14 protein-coding genes and 1 riboswitch are annotated in these 17,970 nt (G+C 70.4%); of the genes, 9 read left to right on the forward strand and 5 right to left on the reverse strand.

What is annotated here, in order from left to right:
* Positions 1–4 precede the first annotated feature (4 nt).
* Positions 5–382 (reverse strand): phage holin family protein, encoded by a 378-nt coding sequence (locus AB0N90_RS15165; protein WP_145488755.1) that lies wholly within the window; start codon positions 380–382, stop codon positions 5–7.
* Between the two features lie 59 nt (positions 383–441).
* Here AB0N90_RS15165 and AB0N90_RS15170 point away from each other — a divergent pair, with 59 nt between their 5' ends.
* From AB0N90_RS15170 to AB0N90_RS15185, 4 genes are all read left to right on the forward strand, one after another.
* Positions 442–759, forward strand: a complete 318-nt coding sequence (locus AB0N90_RS15170; RefSeq protein ID WP_365196482.1) for a cupin domain-containing protein — start codon at positions 442–444, stop codon at positions 757–759.
* Between the two features lie 152 nt (positions 760–911).
* The gene (locus AB0N90_RS15175; protein WP_037650493.1) at positions 912–1,124 is read left to right on the forward strand and encodes a DUF5326 family protein; all 213 of its coding nucleotides are present in this window, start codon (positions 912–914) and stop codon (positions 1,122–1,124) included.
* 200 nt (positions 1,125–1,324) lie between these two features.
* Positions 1,325–2,185: an IclR family transcriptional regulator C-terminal domain-containing protein gene (locus AB0N90_RS15180; protein ID WP_365196485.1), complete on the forward strand. Its 861-nt coding sequence runs from the start codon at positions 1,325–1,327 to the stop codon at positions 2,183–2,185.
* A 98-nt stretch (positions 2,186–2,283) separates the two neighbouring features.
* Positions 2,284–2,721 (forward strand): SsgA family sporulation/cell division regulator, encoded by a 438-nt coding sequence (locus AB0N90_RS15185; RefSeq protein ID WP_037650496.1) that lies wholly within the window; start codon positions 2,284–2,286, stop codon positions 2,719–2,721.
* A gap of 203 nt (positions 2,722–2,924) precedes the next feature.
* On the opposite strand, the gene AB0N90_RS15190 is transcribed toward AB0N90_RS15185, so the two are convergent.
* Complete coding sequence (locus AB0N90_RS15190) at positions 2,925–4,421, reverse strand: YibE/F family protein (RefSeq protein ID WP_365196488.1); 1,497 nt, start codon at positions 4,419–4,421, stop codon at positions 2,925–2,927.
* 72 nt (positions 4,422–4,493) lie between these two features.
* Positions 4,494–4,671: riboswitch (TPP riboswitch) on the forward strand.
* Between AB0N90_RS15190 and thiC the strand changes: the two genes are divergently transcribed.
* A complete protein-coding gene (thiC, locus tag AB0N90_RS15195; RefSeq protein WP_361671932.1) occupies positions 4,664–6,448 on the forward strand; it encodes a phosphomethylpyrimidine synthase ThiC in 1,785 nt (594 codons plus the stop codon). Its footprint overlaps the riboswitch before it by 8 nt.
* Positions 6,449–6,530: 82 nt before the next feature.
* On the opposite strand, the gene AB0N90_RS15200 is transcribed toward thiC, so the two are convergent.
* The 3 genes from AB0N90_RS15200 to AB0N90_RS15210 all read right to left on the reverse strand — a co-directional run bounded on the left by AB0N90_RS15200 (position 6,531) and on the right by AB0N90_RS15210 (position 9,922).
* Positions 6,531–7,238 carry a hypothetical protein gene (locus AB0N90_RS15200; RefSeq protein WP_365196492.1) on the reverse strand — a complete coding sequence of 236 codons (708 nt, stop codon included), beginning with the start codon at positions 7,236–7,238 and terminating at the stop codon, positions 6,531–6,533.
* A gap of 182 nt (positions 7,239–7,420) precedes the next feature.
* Entirely contained in the window at positions 7,421–8,500 is a 1,080-nt protein-coding gene (locus tag AB0N90_RS15205) for a metallophosphoesterase (protein WP_365196495.1), read from the reverse strand.
* A 309-nt stretch (positions 8,501–8,809) separates the two neighbouring features.
* On the reverse strand, positions 8,810–9,922 hold the full coding sequence (locus AB0N90_RS15210) for a LacI family DNA-binding transcriptional regulator (protein WP_078967094.1): 1,113 nt from the start codon (positions 9,920–9,922) through the stop codon (positions 8,810–8,812).
* Between the two features lie 430 nt (positions 9,923–10,352).
* On the opposite strand from AB0N90_RS15210, the gene hisC reads away from it, so the two are divergent.
* The 4 genes from hisC to cydD all read left to right on the forward strand — a co-directional run bounded on the left by hisC (position 10,353) and on the right by cydD (position 17,906).
* Positions 10,353–11,432, forward strand: a complete 1,080-nt coding sequence (gene hisC / locus AB0N90_RS15215; protein WP_365196497.1) for a histidinol-phosphate transaminase — start codon at positions 10,353–10,355, stop codon at positions 11,430–11,432.
* A 365-nt stretch (positions 11,433–11,797) separates the two neighbouring features.
* Positions 11,798–13,306, forward strand: a complete 1,509-nt coding sequence (locus AB0N90_RS15220; protein ID WP_365196499.1) for a cytochrome ubiquinol oxidase subunit I — start codon at positions 11,798–11,800, stop codon at positions 13,304–13,306.
* Positions 13,307–13,321: 15 nt separating this feature from the next.
* Positions 13,322–14,326 carry a cytochrome d ubiquinol oxidase subunit II gene (gene cydB, locus AB0N90_RS15225; protein WP_365196501.1) on the forward strand — a complete coding sequence of 335 codons (1,005 nt, stop codon included), beginning with the start codon at positions 13,322–13,324 and terminating at the stop codon, positions 14,324–14,326.
* A gap of 22 nt (positions 14,327–14,348) precedes the next feature.
* Entirely contained in the window at positions 14,349–17,906 is a 3,558-nt protein-coding gene (gene cydD, locus AB0N90_RS15230; protein ID WP_365196504.1) for a thiol reductant ABC exporter subunit CydD, read from the forward strand.
* The last annotated feature ends 64 nt before the right edge of the window (positions 17,907–17,970 follow it).

Raw genomic sequence — 17,970 nt, forward strand, 5'->3', positions numbered from 1 at the left:
GGGTTCAGTCCTCGTCCGGCAGGATCATGTGCAGGGCCCAGGAGACGACCGAGATGATCAGACCGCCGAGCACGGCCGTCCAGAACCCCTCCACATGGAAGCTCAACTGGAGCTTGCCGCACACCCAGGACGTCAGCAGCAGCATCAGCGCGTTGACGATCAGGGTGATCAGACCCAGGGTCAGGATGAACAGCGGGAAGGTGAGCACCTTCAGGATCGGCTTGACCAGGGAGTTCACCAGGCCGAAGATCAGCGCTACGACGATCAGCGTGCCGGCCTTCTTGGCCGTGCCGGCACCGGTCAGGGTGATCTTGTCGAGAAGCCAGACGGCCACCGCAAGGGCGCCCGCGTTCACGATCGTCTTGACTACGAAGTTCTTCATGGGTCCGATCGTGGCAGACCCGGTCGGAAGCGAGCAGTGAGGCGAGGGCGACGAAGCGGATGAAGGCATTCCGGCTGGATGATCTGGAGGCGGAGCGTGCCGCCAACGAGGGTGCCTACCTTCAGTTCCTGCGGGAGCGGAACATGTCGGTCGGCCTCTACGCCCTCGACTCGGGCGCGCACGACCCGCAGCAGCCGCACCGGCAGGACGAGGTGTACTTCGTCGTCAGCGGCCGGGCGTCGATCACCGTCGGGCTGGAGACGACCGAGGTGGCGCGGGGCAGCGTGGTGTACGTGCCCGCCGGTGTCGCCCACAAGTTCCACCACATCAGCGAGGATCTGAGGGTGCTGGTCGTCTTCTCTCCACCCGAGGCGTGAGGGTCGGTCTCCGGGTTCCCTAGGGGACGGCTCAGGGGAGGACAAGGGCTGCGAGGCCCCCGCTGGACCCTCCCTCGGCTCTAGCATCGGGTGCAGGACATCGGGACCGTACGCGACGTACACGTACGCACGAGACGAGAAGGACGAGGGCCATGCGAGGGATCTTCGCGGGACTGCCGTGGTGGGTGAAGTGGGTCGCGGTGCCGGTCATCGCCCTGGTCGTGTTCGGCGGCCTGATAGCGAGCGTCGTCGGTTTCGTGATCGGGCTGCTGTTCAAGGCGCTGATCTTCGTCGCCCTGGTCGGCGGGCTGATCTACATCGTGCGCAAGTTCATGTCCAACTCCTCCTCGCACGGCGACTGGTGAGTCACACGGGAACCGGTGACCGGTAAGGGGGTGCCGGTTCCCTCGGGGGAGGGAAGTTTCCCCGGGAGCCCGGCCGCACGCGGTGGCGGCCGGTTAGAGTCCGGAACTCCCCACGGGGTGCGGCCCCGTGGGTGGCGCAGAAACCCATCCGTGCTCCCCACCTACGCACGGGCTGCCCCCTCGCGCTTCCGGAGTAACCCTTGGCCACGGTCGACACCGCACCGGCGAAAACCCCCGCACTCCCCGCCCAGCCACGCACCCGCACCCCACCGGCCCGGCGGCCGTCCGGGATGGCCGTCCCGCCGCAGCCGGCCCCCACGACGCTCATCGGCTCCGTGCAGCGCGCCATGCGGCTGCTGGAGACCGTCGCGGCCCATCCGTACGGCGCCCCCGCCAAGCAGCTCGCCCGCGCGACCGGCCTGGCCCTGCCCACCGCCTACCACCTGCTGCGCACCCTGGTGCACGAGGGCTATCTGCGCCGGGACAAGGGGCTCTTCTTCCTCGGCGACGCCGCCGAGCGGCTGAGCAGCAGCGGAGCGCGGGAGAAACGTCGCGGCAGGGTGGCGGACATGCTCGCGCACTGGCGCGATTCCATCGGCGCCCCGATGTACTACGCGATGTACCGGGACGGCGAGATCGAGGTTCTCTGCGTCGCCGACTCCCGTGAGTCCCCCGCGGCCGAGGAATGGGCCGACTTCCGCGAGACCGGGCACGCGCACGCCATCGGGCAGTGCCTGCTCTCCCAGCTGGACGAGGGCGCCCGGCGCGAGTACCTCGCCCGCTACCCGGTGCAGGCCCTCACGCCCTACACCGTGCGGGACAGCGACGCCCTGCTGAGGCGGCTGGCCCGGGTGCGGCGCATGGAGCCGGTGACGGAGCGCCAGGAGTACGCGCTCGGCACGGTCTGCGCGGCGGTCCCCATCACGGTCGGCGCCACCGCGGCCACCATGGCCATCTCCCTCCCGGCCCATCAGGCCGACCGGCTGCTGCCCGCGGCGCAGCGGCTCCAGACGGAGATCGGACGGCATCTGGGTTCTCTGACCCTCTCTATCAGTATCTGAAAACTTACTCCTTGTGATCCACTGTGTACTTTCAGCAAGATTTACCACGGTCAGAGGGATCAAACCCGGCCAGTCGATGTCATATGACGGGGTAGGCGATGCGCGAGTCCGTACAGGCAGAGGTCATGATGAGCTTTCTCGTCTCGGAGGAGCTCTCCTTCCGCATTCCGGTGGAGTTGCGCTACGAGACCGGCGATCCCTACGCCGTGCGGCTCACCTTCCATCTGCCCGGCGATGCCCCGGTGACCTGGGTATTCGGTCGGGAACTGCTGATCGACGGCGTCGGACGGCCGTGCGGGGAAGGGGATGTGCGGATCTCCCCCGTCGAGGCCGATGTGCTGGGCGAGGTGCTGATCAGACTTCAGGTCGGCGGCGACCAGGCACTGTTCCGCTCGTCGGCGGCGCCGCTCGTGGCCTTCCTCGATCGCACGGACAAGCTGGTGCCGCTCGGCCAGGAGGGAGCGCTCGCCGACTTCGACGCACATCTGGACGAGGCGCTGGACCGGATTCTCGCCGAGGAGCAGAGCGCGGGCTGAGACGCCGAGGGACGGGGCAGGGACGCTCCGCCCGGTGCCATGGGACCGTGCAGTAACGCTTCTTCAGGAGGCCCCGCACAGGGCCTCGTACGGGCTTCCACGCAGGCTTCCACGCAGGTCTCCACGCGGGCTGCCGCGCGCGGTGGCGGGCAGGGCGGCGGGCGGTGTCCGGTCCCCTGCCGGACGGCCCGCCCCACCCCGCGTCAGCGCTTCCGGCGCCGCCCCCGGCCACCACGGGCCGGCAGGGGCTGGGTGCCGGTGGAAGTCTCCGCGCCCGGGGCGCTCCGGTCGGCCGCCACCACCAGGGCGGCGAGCGCGGTGGTGACCGGCACCGAGGCGACCAGCCCGATGGAACCCACCAGGGTGCGCACGATCTCCTCGGCCACCAGCTCGCTGTTGGCCACCGCCCCCACGCTGCTCTGCGCGATGGAGAACAGCAGCAGCAGCGGCAGCGCGGCACCGGCGTAGGCGAGCACCAGGGTGTTGACGACGGACGCGATGTGGTCGCGGCCGATCCGGATGGCCGCCCGGTACAGACCGCGCGGGCCCATCGTGGGGTTGGCCTCGTGCAGCTCCCACACGGCGGAGGTCTGGGTGACCGTCACATCGTCCAGGACGCCGAGCGAGCCGATGATGACGCCGGCCAGCAGCAGACCGCTCATGTCGATCTTCGGATACAGCCCGTGGATCAGACCGGTGCTGTCGTCGGTGTTGCCGGTGAGGGCTGCCCAGCCGATGAACACGGAGCCGAGCAGACCGATCAGGGACAGCGAGATCAGCGTGCCGAGCACCGCGACGGACGTACGGGCCGACAGGCCGTGGCACATGTACAGGGCGATCAGCATGATGGCGCTCGACCCGATCACCGCCACCAGCAGGGGATTGGAGCCCTGGAGGACCGCGGGCAGGATGAACTGGTTCAGCACCAGGAAGCTCACCGCCAGCGCCACCAGGGCCATGACCCCGCGCAGCCGGCCCACCACCACGACGGCGAGCGCGAAGATGCCCGCGAGCAGCGCCATCGGGAACTTGCGGTTCACATCGGCGACCGAGTACTGGAGGTCCTTCGGAGCGGTCGGCTCGTAGGCGGCGATGACCTGCTCGCCCTGGTGCAGCTGCCGGGGCTGGTCGGGCTGCACGATCTCGGTGAACGTACGGCCCTTGTCCTTGCCGGTGTCGACCCGGACGGTCGCCTTCTTGCAGGTGCCGCCGGACTGCTGACCCGTCGAGGCTCCGCCGGAGGCATCACCGCTCGGCGCCCCGCCGCCGGCGTTCACCGAGGCGCAGCTCACCTCGGCCACCCGGGTCACGGTGGCCTGTTGGGTCTGCCGGTCGAAGCCGACACCGCTGTGCTTGTGCGCGGGAGCGCCACCGGGCCAGAGCACCACCAGACCGACCACGACCGCCGCGGCGAACGGGACGAGGATCGCCGCGATCACCTTGCGCAGATGCCGGGAGACGGGCGCGGCGGGGCCATGGCTGTGGCTGTGCCCGTGTCCATGCCCGTGCCCCGAGCCGTGTCCGTGGCTTGTGTCGTCGCTGTGCCCGCGCCCGTGGCCGTGATCCGGGGCCGGGGCAGGGCTCTGGGCCGGGGCCTGGGCTTGGCCGTGGTCGTGACGGTGGGCCTGGCTCGGGGATGCCGAGCCGTCGGGCCGGCGCGGGCCGGGCGGCTGGTACGGGTGCTGGTCCATCCGGGTCATCGCCAGATCATCGCAAGAACCGGGGAGGGCCCACTGTTCATCGCGTCACGGATGACGCTAGCGTGGAGACACCTTTGCACACGCGGGAGCTCGGAGCACCGGGCTGAGAGGGCGCTGACCTCCGTAGAAGCGATGTTTCACGTGGAACATGCGATGTTCCCCGGGAGACCTCGGACGACGGAAGCCGCTGCGTCGACCGCCGAACCTGTTACCGGGTAATGCCGGCGTAGGGAGTAGGTCTCATGACCAACAAGGACGCACGCACGCCTGCCTCCGTCCAGGACGACATGTCCTCGGAGGCCGGGAAGTCCATCGGCTGGCACAAGGCGTACGTCGAGGGCTCGCGCCCCGATCTGCGCGTGCCGGTCCGTCAGGTGCACCTCACCAACGGGCAGTCGGTCACGCTGTACGACACATCGGGCCCGTACACCGATCAGCTCGTCGACACGGACGTTCGCCGGGGGCTGGCGCCGCTGCGGGAGAACTGGATCATCGCCCGCGGTGACACCGAGGAGTATGCGGGCCGTCCCGTCCGTCCCGAGGACGACGGCATCAAGCACACCTCGCCGCGCGGCGGGCTGCGCAACCTGGACGCGGTCTTCCCGGGCCGTCCGCGCCAGCCGCGCCGGGGCCGGGGCGGGCAGGCGGTGACGCAGCTCGCGTATGCGCGCCGGGGCGAGATCACGCCCGAGATGGAGTTCGTGGCCCTCCGGGAGAACGTCTCCCCCGAGGTGGTCCGCGAGGAGATCGCGGCGGGCCGGGCGGTGCTGCCGGTCAACGTCAACCACCCGGAGATCGAGCCGATGATCATCGGCAAGCGGTTCCTGGTGAAGGTGAACGCCAACATCGGCAACTCCGCGGTGACGTCGTCCATCGAGGAGGAGGTCGAGAAGATGACCTGGGCGACCCGCTGGGGCGCCGACACGGTCATGGACCTCTCCACCGGCCGCAACATCCACACCACCCGCGAGTGGGTGCTGCGCAACTCCCCCGTCCCGATCGGCACGGTGCCGCTGTACCAGGCGCTGGAGAAGGTCGACGGCAGGGCGGAGGAGCTGACCTGGGAGATCTACAAGGACACCGTCATCGAGCAGGCCGAGCAGGGCGTGGACTACATGACCGTCCACGCGGGCGTACGGCTGCCGTTCGTACCGCTCACGGCCAATCGCAAGACCGGCATCGTCTCGCGGGGCGGCTCCATCATGGCCGCGTGGTGCCTGGCGCACCACAAGGACTCGTTCCTGTACGAGAACTTCGAGGAGCTGTGCGAGATCCTCGCCGCCTACGACGTCACGTACTCGCTGGGCGACGGACTGCGGCCCGGGTCCATCGCGGACGCCAATGACGAGGCCCAGTTCGCGGAGCTGCGCACGCTCGGGGAACTCGGCCGGATCGCCCGGCGGTTGAACGTACAGACGATGATCGAGGGCCCCGGGCATGTCCCGATGCACAAAATCAAGGAGAACATCGACCTCCAGCAGGAGATCTGCGACGAGGCCCCGTTCTATACGCTCGGCCCGCTGACCACCGACATCGCACCGGCGTACGACCACATCACCTCCGGTATCGGCGCCGCGATGATCGCCTGGTGGGGCACGGCGATGCTCTGCTACGTCACGCCGAAGGAACACCTGGGCCTGCCCAACCGGGACGATGTCAAGACCGGTGTCATCACCTACAAGATCGCCGCCCATGCGGCCGACCTCGCCAAGGGGCACCCGGGCGCGCAGGACTGGGACGACGCCCTCTCGGACGCGCGCTTCGAGTTCCGCTGGGAGGACCAGTTCAATCTGGCCCTCGACCCGGACACGGCCCGCGACTTCCATGACGAGACCCTTCCGGCCGAGCCCGCCAAGACGGCGCACTTCTGCTCCATGTGCGGCCCGAAGTTCTGCAGCATGAAGATCTCGCAGGACATCCGCCGCGAACACGGCGGCAACCGGACCGAGGTCGAGGAGGGCATGGCCCAGAAGTCCAAGGAGTTCGCCGAGGCCGGGAACCGGGTGTACCTGCCGATCGCGGACTGACGCGGACGCCGAGCGCCGCTCCGGCCGGGTCACCGGCTTCGGAGCGGCGCCTTGTCGGGCCGAAGGCCCCCGCCCGGTGGGGTCAGTCCGGCTGGTGTTCCGGGTCGGCGTGTTCCGAGCCGGTGTGGTCGGGGTGGTCGGCGAGGGCCTCCTGGAGGAAGGGGAGGATGCCGCGTTCCAGGAGGGCGGTCTCCCAGGCGGTTCTGGCTCTGGCGACCTCCTCGGTGGCGGCGTCGCGGGCCCGGGATTCGGGGGAGGACCCGTTGCGCAGGGCGGTCAGGAGGAGTCCGGCGGCGGCGACGAGAAGCGCGGCCACGGTCAGGGCCCCGAACACCCAGCCGGCGGTGAGCATGGTGCCGGCGAAGGACTGTCCGGGGTCCAGGGTTCTCAGGATGTAGCCGATGAGCAGGAATATCACCGCCGCGGTCGCGGACAGCAGCGGCGCCAGGACGGCGACGACCGCGACCGCGCCCGCGCCGTGCGCGGCGGCGAGATCCGTCGCGGCCGGATCCGGCTCGGCGGGGGCGGCGTCGGCCGCTCCCGGAGCCTGTTCCGGGTGGCGCAGTTCGTCGCGGATCCGCACATAGCGCTGGTACTCGGCGGCCGCGGCCGCCGAGATGAGCGCGGACGCGGCGATGGCCATGGTGCGCAGTTGCGCGGGGTTGAGCCGCTGTCCCACGGCGGCCAGTTCCGGTCGGTGTGGCGCGGAGCGCAGAACCTCGTCGAGGAGCCGCTCGAACTCCCGGCGGTCCTCGCTCCGCAGGTGCTGCGGAAGGCTGTTCATGTGCATCCCCCGATGCTCCGTAGGGCTTGGGGCTCGCGCAGCGGCGAGCCGTCGGGCAGAAACGGAGGGGAGCCTGCTACGGATAAGCCGATGGTAGAGCCGTGACGGCGCGTGGTGACAGGGGATTGCCGGAAATTGCGTCCCGGCCTGCGCGTACTCCGGTACGGCGGGGGCCGCCCGGGGAACGGTCAGTGCTCCAGCGGAAGTTGCCTCACCAGCAGCTTTCCGGCCATGGTCACTCCGCCGTCCATGGCGATGGCGAGCCCCTCGGCATAGACATGCGGACCCTCGACCACCGGATCGTTGCTCTCCTCGCCGTCCTCGGAGCCCACTTCGCCCAGCAGATAGGGGATGGGGCTGTGGCCGTGCACGATCCGGGTGCCGCCGTAGGTGTCCAGCAGGGAGCGCACGGCGTCGGCGCCGCCCTCGTCGCGGAAGGAGAAGCGCTTGGTGAGCTTGCGGAACAGGTCCCAGCACTCGTCCGCGTCATTGCGGGTGAGGCGCTCGCGGACGGTGTCGTTGACGGCCTCGATGGAGTCGCCGTAGTCGAGATAGGCGGTGGTGTCGGAATGCACCAGCAGATAGCCGTCGACCTCTTCGAGCGCGTCGAGGCGGGCCATCCACTGGAGATGGTGGTCCTGGAGGCGGTCCATGTCGGTCTTCTGACCGCCGTTGAGCAGCCAGGCCGCCTGGAACGTGGCGGTGCCCGCACCGGAGTTGACGGGCGTGTCGCCGAACCGCTTGGCGCCGAGCAGCAGCAGCTCGTGGTTGCCCATGAGGGCCTTGCAGTAGCCGCCGGCCGCGGCCGCCTCGGCGGACAGCCGCATCACCAGGTCGATGACGCCGATGCCGTCCGGTCCGCGGTCGGTGAAGTCGCCGAGGAACCACAGCCGGGTGGTGCCGGCGCACCACTGGCCCGCGTCGTCGATCAGCCCCTGCTCGCGCAGGGCGGCCATCAGTTCGTCGAGATAGCCGTGCACATCGCCGACGACGAAGAGCGGGCCGGGTCCCGCCGCGGGCTGCGCGGCCGGGGCGGCGGGCGCCGGGTCGACGGGCATCTGGAGCGTGTCGCCGCGGTTGATGACCGGCAGATCGCGCTGGGTGGGCGTGTACGCCTCGGGGTACGACTCCTCGGCGGGTGGCGCGCTCTCGCCCTGCTGGGTGTGGGGGACGTACGGACCGGACTCGTGGACGTACGCGGGCACCCGGAAGTCGCGCAGCGTCGCCGTCCGCTCCACCTCGGGTCCCTGACCGGCCCCCTGAGTCATCAGACCCCTCCACCATCGCGCCGCATCTGCACCGCTTCGGACTGCCTGGTCGCAGCGGTCCGCGGTGTCGTGGGCCCATCATAGGAATGCGCGTCGCGCCATGTGATGACCCAGGGGTGGTGAATCGGAACAAGACTCCGCTTCGCCGCGGCTTTCGCCCCGTTTGGGCAGGTGTTCGCCGGCGGTCGGAGGACCGCCGGCCCGGTACGGTCGGCGCGGCGGCGCGGTCCGACGGCATCCGGGGCCGCCGCCGAACACCGTCCGCGCCGTCCCCGAACGGCTTCCGCACCACCGCCCCGCAGGCCCGTCCTACGTGTCGTCGGGGGACCGCGGCGGGCTGACCGTCGTGCGCGGGGGCCGCCGCTGGGAGGACGTGCGCACGATCAGTTCGGTCGGTATGACCTGCTCGACCGGTTGCTCCGACTCCACGCCCTCGATCGCGTCGATGAGCAGCTGGACGACGGCCGTGCCGATGCGCCGCGGCTTGAGCGAGAGCGTGGTGACGGGCGGCTCGGTGCTGGCGTACACGGTGGACTCGCTGCAGCACACCAGCAGCAGATCGTCCGGGACGCGCAGCCCGTAGCGGCGGGCGGCGGCGAGGAGATCGGTGCCGTTGGGGTCGAACAGCCCGTAGACCGCGTCGGGCCGGTCGGGCCGGGCGAGCAGCCGGTCGGCGGCGACGGCGCCCGCGCACGGGTCGTGCGCCGGATAGGACTCGTAGACCGGGTCCTGGCCGACCCGCTCGCACCAGTGCAGATAGGCCGTGGTCGACAGATGGGTGTACGTGTCGGTCGAGGTGCCGGTGAGCAGCCCGATACGGCGGGCTCCGGCGGCGGCGAGATGGTCGAGGATGCCGAGGACGGCGGCCTCGTGGTCGTTGTCCACCCAGGCGGTGACCGGGAGCGCGCCCGCCGGGCGGCCGTCGGAGACGACGGGCAGGCCCTGGCGGACGAGTTCGCTGACCACCGGGTCCTGGTCGGAGGGGTCGATGACGACGGTGCCGTCGAGGGCGACGTTGGACCACACGTCGTGGCGGGAGGTCGCGGGCAGGATGACCAGGGCGTAGCCCCGGGCCAGCGCCGCCGAGGTGGCGGCCCGCGCCATCTCGGCGAAGTACGCGAACTCCGTGAAGGTGAAAGGTTCATCCCCGTACGTGGTCACGGTCAGGCCGATCAGACCCGACTTGCCGGTACGGAGGGTGCGGGCGGCGGCCGAGGGGCGGTACCCCAGCCGGTCGGCGACCTCGCGGACATGGCGACGGGTGGCGTCCGGGAGCCGGCCCTTGCCGTTGAGGGCGTCGGAGACGGTCGTGATGGAGACGCCGGCGGCGGCGGCCACGTCCCTGATGCCCGCCCGGCCCGGCCGACTGCCTCGACGTGAGGTTTCCGCGCGGCTCACCTGGTGCTTCCCTGCTGCTGTCATGGCGAGCCGATAGTAGGGCTCATGCGGTGGGGTAGTGCGGACGCATATGCACTCGTTGACAGTCACGTTTCTGCATGGTGATGCTGTGTTAACTGCCTGCGAATCTAAGGCAGTTGGGCGCTTTCTTGGCAAGACATAGCGTGACGGCGCGCATGAGCCTGCCAATGGTCCGATGTTTCGAAGAGGTCTCAACTCACCTGCACGGGTGATGCGCGCTACGGCGCAAGCCACCGGCGCATAGATATATGTACGGCGCGCCCCCCGAAAGATCCGCCTTCATAGGGCGATGCCCGGTGATGCCCCTGTTGTGGGCGTGAGTCCAGGAGCTTTGCCCACGGCCAGTACTCAGGGCAGCCGAATCCTCATATGGTGAGCAGTATTGGAAGCCGGCGGCGTCGACGGTCCGCCGGTGGTCGCGAGGAGGACTGCGGTGAGCGAGACGAGCCCCAAGCTGCGCGCCGAGCTGGAGGGTATCCCCACCTACAAGCCGGGCAAGCCGGCCGCGTCCGACGGACCGGTCGCCTACAAGCTGTCCTCGAACGAGAACCCGTACCCGCCGCTGCCCGGCGTGCTGGAGCGCGTGACCGCGGCCGCCGCCTCCTTCAACCGCTACCCCGACATGGCGTGTGCCGCCCTGACGGAGGAGCTGGCGGAGCGCTTCGGGGTGCCTGCCTCCCACGTGGCCACCGGCACAGGCTCGGTGGGCGTGGCCCAGCAGCTGATCCAGGCGACCAGCGGTCCCGGCGACGAGGTGATCTACGCCTGGCGCTCCTTCGAGGCGTACCCGATCATCACGCAGATCAACGGGGCCCGGTCGGTGCAGGTGCCGCTCACGTCCGGCGATGTGCACGACCTGGACGCGATGGCGGAGGCGATCACCGACCGGACGCGGCTGATCTTCGTCTGCAACCCGAACAACCCGACCGGCACGGTGGTACGGCGGGCCGAGCTGGAGCGCTTCCTGGACCGGGTGCCGAAGGACGTCCTGGTGGTGCTGGACGAGGCGTACCGGGAGTTCATCCGCGACCCCGAGGTGCCCGACGGCGTCGAGCTGTACCGGGAGCGGCCCAATGTCTGCGTTCTGCGGACCTTCTCCAAGGCGTACGGCCTCGCCGGGCTGCGGGTCGGTTTCGCGATCGCCCATGAGCCGGTGGCCGCCGCGCTGCGCAAGACAGCGGTGCCGTTCGGCGTGAGCCAGCTGGCGCAGGAGGCGGCGATCGCCTCCTTGCGGGCCGAGGACGAGCTGCTGGGCCGGGTCGGCTCGCTGGTCTGCGAGCGCAACCGCGTGGTCGACGCGCTGCGCGCGCAGGGCTGGACGGTGCCGGAGACGCAGGCCAACTTCGTGTGGATGAGGCTCGGGGAGCGTACGACGGAGTTCGCGCAGGCCTGTGAGGAGCACGGTGTCGTGGTCCGGCCGTTCGCGGGCGAGGGTGCCCGGGTCACGATCGGCGAGGCCGAGGCGAACGACATCTTCCTGAAGGTCTCGGAGGCCTTCCACAAGGACCTGTAATCCTGCTCACGACGCAGCTGTAATCCGGCTCACGCCGGAGGACACCACGGGCGCCCGGCTCTGCCGGGCGCCCGTTTCACGTGAAACAGGGACATCGGCGACATCTTCGCTGCTCACGGCGGGGGTTACCCGCGGTCCGAAGATCCATGCCCGAGTAACGGCCCCTTCGAAGGGACGTGTCGGGGACTTCGGAAATCTTGACTCCGAGGCAAGGGAACGGCCCCGGACTTCCTGGCCTAAAACTGGTGCGCCATAATGGCTTGTGAATGTGAACGCGTTCACAAGCGCGTCCCGTTTGCCCCGTATGTAGGTGACAGTCGGGGCGAATCGCCGCAGTACCACGGCGTAGTAAGGAGAGTGACGACGTGGACCTGGCATTGGCGCCGGAGACACTGGCGCGCTGGCAGTTCGGCATCACGACCGTCTACCACTTCCTGTTCGTCCCGCTGACGATCTCCCTGGCCGCCCTCACGGCCGGGTTGCAGACGGCCTGGGTGCGCACGGAGAAGGAGAAGTACCTCAGAGCGACGAAGTTCTGGGGGAAGCTCTTCCTGATCAACATCGCGATGGGTGTGGTCACCGGCATCGTGCAGGAGTTCCAGTTCGGCATGAACTGGTCCGCCTACTCGCGCTTCGTCGGTGACATCTTCGGCGCCCCGCTCGCCTTCGAGGCGCTGATCGCGTTCTTCTTCGAGTCCACGTTCATCGGGCTGTGGATCTTCGGCTGGGACAAGCTGCCGAAGAAGATCCACCTGGCCTGCATCTGGATGGTCTCGATCGGCACGATCCTGTCGGCGTACTTCATCCTCGCGGCCAACTCCTGGATGCAGCACCCGGTCGGCTACAAGATCGACAAGGCCAGGGGGCGCGCCGAGCTCACCGACTTCCTGGCGGTGCTCACCCAGAACACCGCGCTGAGCCAGGCCTTCCACACGCTGGCCGCCGCGTTCCTGACCGGTGGCGCCTTCATGGTCGGCATCTCCGCCTACCACCTGGCCCGCAAGAAGCACATCCGCGAGATGAAGACCTCGCTGCGGCTCGGTCTGATCACCGTGGTCATCGCCGGCATGCTCACCGCGGTCAGCGGCGACACCCTCGGCAAGGTCATGTTCAAGCAGCAGCCGATGAAGATGGCCGCCGCCGAGGCGCTGTGGGACGGCCAGAAGCCGGCGCCGTTCTCGATCTTCGCCTACGGCGATGTGGAGAAGGGCCACAACACGGTCGCGATCGAGATACCCGGCCTGCTCTCCTTCCTCGCCGACGACAACTTCACGTCGGAGGTCCCCGGGATCAACGATGTCAACAAGGCCGAGCAGCAGCGGTTCGGGCCCGGCGACTACCGGCCCAACATCCCCGTCGCCTTCTGGGGCTTCCGCTGGATGATCGGCTTCGGCATGGCGTCCTTCGCCATCGGTCTGGCCGGGCTCTGGCTGACCCGCAAGAAGTTCATGCTGCCGGAGCATCTGTGGGTCGGCGAGGACGAGGTGCCGCATCTGGTGCTCTTCCGCAAGAAGGCGCTCGGCCCCGGGCTGACGCCCTGGTACTGGCGCATCGCGACCTGGACCATGGCCTTCCCGCTGATCGCCAACTCCTGGGGCTGGATCTTCACCGAGATGGGCCGTCAGCCGTGGGTCGTCTACGGCGTGCTCCAGACCCGGGACGCGGTCTCCCCCGGAGTCTCCCAGGGCGAGGTCCTCACCTCGATGATCGTCTTCACCTCGCTGTACGCGGTCCTCGCGGTGATCGAGGTCAAGCTGCTCGCGAAGTACATCAAGGCCGGTCCGCCCGAGCTGACCGAGGACGACCTCAACCCGCCCACGAAGATCGGCGGCGACACCAGTGACGCCGACCGGCCGATGGCCTTCTCGTACTAGGCCGAGGGAACAGTCATGGAACTTCACGACGTCTGGTTCGTGCTGATCGCCGTCCTGTGGACCGGCTACTTCTTCCTGGAGGGCTTCGACTTCGGGGTCGGGATCCTCACCAAGCTGCTGGCCCGGGATCGGGCCGAGCGGCGGGTGCTCATCAACACCATCGGCCCCGTCTGGGACGGCAACGAGGTGTGGCTGCTCACGGCGGGCGGCGCGACCTTCGCCGCCTTCCCCGACTGGTACGCCACCCTCTTCTCCGGCTTCTATCTGCCCCTGCTGGCCATCCTGGTCTGCCTGATCGTGCGGGGCGTGGCCTTCGAGTACCGGGCGAAGCGGCCCGAGGAGAACTGGCAGCGCAACTGGGAGACGGCGATCTTCTGGACCTCCCTGCTCCCGGCGTTCCTGTGGGGCGTGGCCTTCGGGAACATCGTGCGGGGCGTCAAGATCGACCAGCACTTCGAGTACGTCGGCACCTTCTGGGACCTGCTCAACCCCTACGCCCTGCTCGGCGGACTGGTGACGCTCACGCTGTTCACCTTCCACGGGGCGGTGTTCACGGCGCTCAAGACCGTCGGCGACATCCGGGGGCGGGCGCGGAAGCTGGCCCTGTGGGCCGGTCTCGTCGCCGCCGTGCTGGCGGTGGGCTTCCTGCTGTGGACGCAGACCGACAGCGGCGACGGCAAGAGCCTGATCGCCCTGGTCGTGGCGGTCCTCGCCCTGGTGGGCGCGCTGCTGGCCAACCAACTCGGGCGCGAGGGCTGGGCGTTCAGCCTGTCCGGCCTCACCATCGTGGCGGCCGTGGCGATGCTCTTCCTGTCGCTCTTCCCGAATGTCATGCCGTCCACCCTCAACGGCGCGTGGAGCCTGACGGTCAGCAATGCCTCGTCCAGCCCGTACACCTTGAAGATCATGACCTGGCTCGCGGTGATCGCCACCCCGCTGGTGGTGCTCTACCAGGGTTGGACCTACTGGGTGTTCCGCAAGCGGATCGGCACGCAGCACATCGCCGAAGCCGCACACTGAGTCCGCCGAGGGTGTGTTTCACGTGAAACCAGTCGATCCTCGTCTGCTGCGGTACGCCCGCGCCACCCGCTTCTTCCTGGTGGCGGTCGTCGCCCTGGGTGCCGTCGGCGCCGGGCTGGTCATCGGCCAGGCGATGCTCCTCGCCGAGGTGGTCGTCGGTGCCTTCCAGCACGGGCGTTCCCTCGCCGAACTGACCACTCCCCTGCTGCTCCTGGTGGCGGTGTCCGTGGGGCGGGCCCTGGTCGCCTGGCTCACCGAAGGTGCCGCCCACCGGGCGAGCGCGGCGGTGAAGTCCGAGCTGCGGGGGCGGCTGCTGGAGCGGGCGGCGGAGCTCGGACCCGAGTGGCTCGGCGGGCAGCGCACCGGCTCGCTGGTCAACCTGGCCACGCGCGGGGTCGACGCCCTCGACGACTACTTCTCGCGCTATCTGCCGCAGTTGGGGCTCGCGGTGGTGGTGCCGGTGGCGGTGCTGGCGCGGATCGTCACCGAGGACTGGGTGTCGGCGGCGATCATCGTCGGCACCCTGCCGCTCATTCCGCTGTTCATGATGCTGATCGGCTGGGCCACACAGGCGCGCACGGACCGGCAGTGGCGGCTGCTGTCCCGGCTGTCCGGTCACTTCCTGGACGTGGTCGAGGGACTGCCCACGCTGAAGGTGTTCGGCCGGGCCAAGGCACAGGCCGAGTCCATCCGGCGGATCACCGGTGAGTACCGCCAGGCGACCATGCGGACCCTGCGGATCGCCTTCATCTCCTCCTTCGCGCTGGAGCTGCTCGCCACGCTGTCGGTGGCGCTGGTGGCCGTGACGATCGGCATGCGGCTGGTCCACGGCGACATGGATCTGTACATCGGGCTGGTGATCCTGGTGCTGGCGCCGGAGGCGTATCTGCCGCTGCGCCAGGTGGGGGCGCAGTACCACGCGGCGGCGGAGGGACTGGCCGCCGCGGAGGAGATCTTCGAGGTGCTGGAGACGCCGGTGCCAGTGCCTGGGACCGCCGCGGTGCCGTCGGGTGCGGTGGCCTTCGAGTCGGTCACCGTGCGGTATCCCGGGCGGTCCGTGGACGCGGTGAGCGAGGTGTCGTTCACCGTCGAGCCCGGGGAGACCGTGGCACTGGTCGGGCCGAGCGGGGTGGGCAAGTCCACGCTGCTGAACGTGCTGCTGGGGTTCGTACGGCCCGCCGCGGGGCGGGTGCGGGTCGGCGGGGTCGACCTCGCCGAACTGGATCCGGCGCAGTGGCGGTCGCGGATCGCCTGGGTGCCGCAGCGGCCGCATCTATATGCCGGGACGATCGCGGAGAACGTACGGCTGGCGCGGCCCTCGGCGGACGACGAGGCGGTGCGGCGGGCGTTGCGGGACGCGGGGGCGTGGGAGTTCGTGGCCGCGTTGCCGGAGGGGGCCGGCACGGTGCTCGGGGAGGACGGGGCGGGGCTCTCGGCGGGACAGCGGCAGCGGTTGGCGTTGGCGCGGGCGTTCCTGTCGGACCGGCCGGTACTGGTGCTGGACGAGCCGACGGCGGCGTTGGACGGGGTGACCGAGGCGGAGGTCGTCTCGGCGGTGCGGCGGCTCGCGGTGGGCCGCACGGTGCTGGTGGTCGTGCATCGGCCCGCGCTGCTGGAGGTGGCCGACAGGGTCGTACGACTGGAGCCCGGCGCCGCGTCGGCGGGTGCGGCTGGGGACACCGGGCGTACCCAGGGGCTCCGCCCCCTGGACCCCCGCCCTTGCCCACCCGCCACCCAAAACCCGGCACTGGAAGGTGAGACCGAAGGATTCGACGCCGCGTCCTTCGAGACGTTGCCGGTATCCGGGTTGCCCGGGACAACGGACCACCCCCGCAGCACCCTCCGCTGGGTCCGTGGGCTGGCCGGGGCCCGGCGCGGGCGGTTGGCGCTGGCGTTGGTGCTGGGGAGCCTCGCGCTCGGGAGCGCCGTGGGGTTGATGGCGACCTCGGGATGGCTGATCTCACGGGCGTCGCAGCAGCCGCCGGTGCTCTATCTGATGGTGGCCGTGACGGCGACGCGGGCGTTCGGGATCGGGCGGGCCGTGTTCCGCTATGCCGAGCGGCTGGTCTCGCACGACGCCGTGCTGCGGATGCTGGCCGACACCCGGGTCGCGGTCTACCGGCGGCTCGAACGCCTGGCCCCCGCCGGGCTGCGCGACGCCCGCCGCGGCGATCTGCTGACCCGCCTGGTCGCGGACGTCGACGAGCTCCAGGACTACTGGCTGCGCTGGCTGCTGCCCGCCTCCGTCGCCCTGCTCGTCTCCGGCGCGACCGTCGGCTTCACGGCCTGGCTGCTCCCCGAGGCGGGCGCCGTCCTCGCGGTGGGCCTGCTCGCGGCCGGGGCCGGGGTGCCCCTGGTGACCGCGGCCGCGGCCCGGCACACCGAGCGCCGACTGGCCCCCGCCCGCGGCGAACTGGCGACCCGCGTCACCGATCTGCTCACCGGCACCGCCGAGCTGACCGTGGCCGGCGCGCTGCCCGCCCGTACCGGCGCGGCCAAGCGGGCGGACGGCACCCTGACCCGGATCGCCTCCCGCGCCGCCGCCGTCACCGCCCTCGGCGACGGGCTCACCGCACTGGTCTCCGGCCTGACCGTCACGGCCATGGCGCTGATCGGTGTCCAGGCGGTGGCGGCCGGACGGCTCGGCGGCGTCGCGCTGGCCGTCGTCGTCCTCACCCCGCTGGCCGCGTTCGAGGCCGTACTCGGGATGCCGCTCGCCGTCCGCCACCGGCAGCGGGTGCGGCGCAGCGCGGAGCGGGTGCGGGAGGTGCTGGACGCGCCGGAGCCGGTGCGCGAGCCCGAGCGGCCCCGTCCGGCGCCCGTGACGCCCTTCCCGCTGGTCCTCAAGGGGCTGGCCGCACGGCACGAGGGGCAGCACGGGGAGGCGCTGGCCGGGCTCGACCTGACGCTGGAGCAGGGCCGCCGGATCGCCGTGGTGGGGGCCTCCGGCTCCGGCAAGACGACCCTTGCCCAGGTGCTGCTGCGCTTCCTCGACCCGCGCTCCGGCTCCTACACCCTCGCCGGGGTGAACGCCCCCGAGCTGTCCGGCGACGAGGTGCGGCGGCTGGTCGGCCTGTGCGCCCAGGACGCGCATCTCTTCGACAGCTCGGTGCGCGAGAACCTGCTGCTGGCCAGGAAGGGCGCCACCGAGGCCGAGCTGCGCGGGGCGCTGGCACGGGCCCGGCTGCTCGACTGGGTGGACGGGCTGCCCGACGGCCTGGACACCCTGGTCGGCGAGCACGGGGCACGGCTGTCCGGCGGCCAGCGGCAGCGCCTCGCGCTGGCCCGCGCGCTGCTCGCCGACTTCCCCGTGCTGGTCCTGGACGAGCCGGCCGAGCACCTGGACCTGCCGACGGCCGACGCGCTCACCGCCGATCTGCTGGCCGCCACCGAGGGCCGTACGACCCTGCTGATCACCCACCGGCTCGCCGGTCTCGACGAGGTGGACGAGATCCTGGTGCTCGACGCGGGCCGCGTCGTACAGCGGGGCCCCTACGCGGAACTCGCCGCGGTGGACGGTCCGCTGCGTGAGATGGTGCGCCGCGAGGCGGAGGCCGAGTCGCTGGTGGGAGCACGGTGAGACCGCGGTGAGAGCCCGGGGCGCCGCCCGCGGACGAGGTGTCGGCGGACGGTGACCCAGGGGC

This window comes from Streptomyces sp. NPDC093018 (assembly GCF_040684035.1).
Taxonomy (GTDB): domain Bacteria; phylum Actinomycetota; class Actinomycetes; order Streptomycetales; family Streptomycetaceae; genus Streptomyces; species Streptomyces murinus.

Excerpts from the sequence above, each read along its gene's own strand:
- AB0N90_RS15165 (WP_145488755.1), bottom strand. The coding sequence starts at position 382 with ATGAAGAACTTCGTAGTCAAGACGATCGTGAACGCGGGCGCCCTTGCG.
- AB0N90_RS15170 (WP_365196482.1), top strand. The coding sequence starts at position 442 with ATGAAGGCATTCCGGCTGGATGATCTGGAGGCGGAGCGTGCCGCCAAC.
- AB0N90_RS15175 (WP_037650493.1), top strand. The coding sequence starts at position 912 with ATGCGAGGGATCTTCGCGGGACTGCCGTGGTGGGTGAAGTGGGTCGCG.
- AB0N90_RS15185 (WP_037650496.1), top strand. The coding sequence starts at position 2,284 with ATGCGCGAGTCCGTACAGGCAGAGGTCATGATGAGCTTTCTCGTCTCG.
- AB0N90_RS15190 (WP_365196488.1), bottom strand. The coding sequence starts at position 4,421 with ATGACCCGGATGGACCAGCACCCGTACCAGCCGCCCGGCCCGCGCCGG.
- thiC (WP_361671932.1), top strand. The coding sequence starts at position 4,664 with ATGACCAACAAGGACGCACGCACGCCTGCCTCCGTCCAGGACGACATG.
- AB0N90_RS15200 (WP_365196492.1), bottom strand. The coding sequence starts at position 7,238 with ATGCACATGAACAGCCTTCCGCAGCACCTGCGGAGCGAGGACCGCCGG.
- AB0N90_RS15205 (WP_365196495.1), bottom strand. The coding sequence starts at position 8,500 with ATGACTCAGGGGGCCGGTCAGGGACCCGAGGTGGAGCGGACGGCGACG.
- AB0N90_RS15210 (WP_078967094.1), bottom strand. The coding sequence starts at position 9,922 with ATGACAGCAGCAGGGAAGCACCAGGTGAGCCGCGCGGAAACCTCACGT.
- cydB (WP_365196501.1), top strand. The coding sequence starts at position 13,322 with ATGGAACTTCACGACGTCTGGTTCGTGCTGATCGCCGTCCTGTGGACC.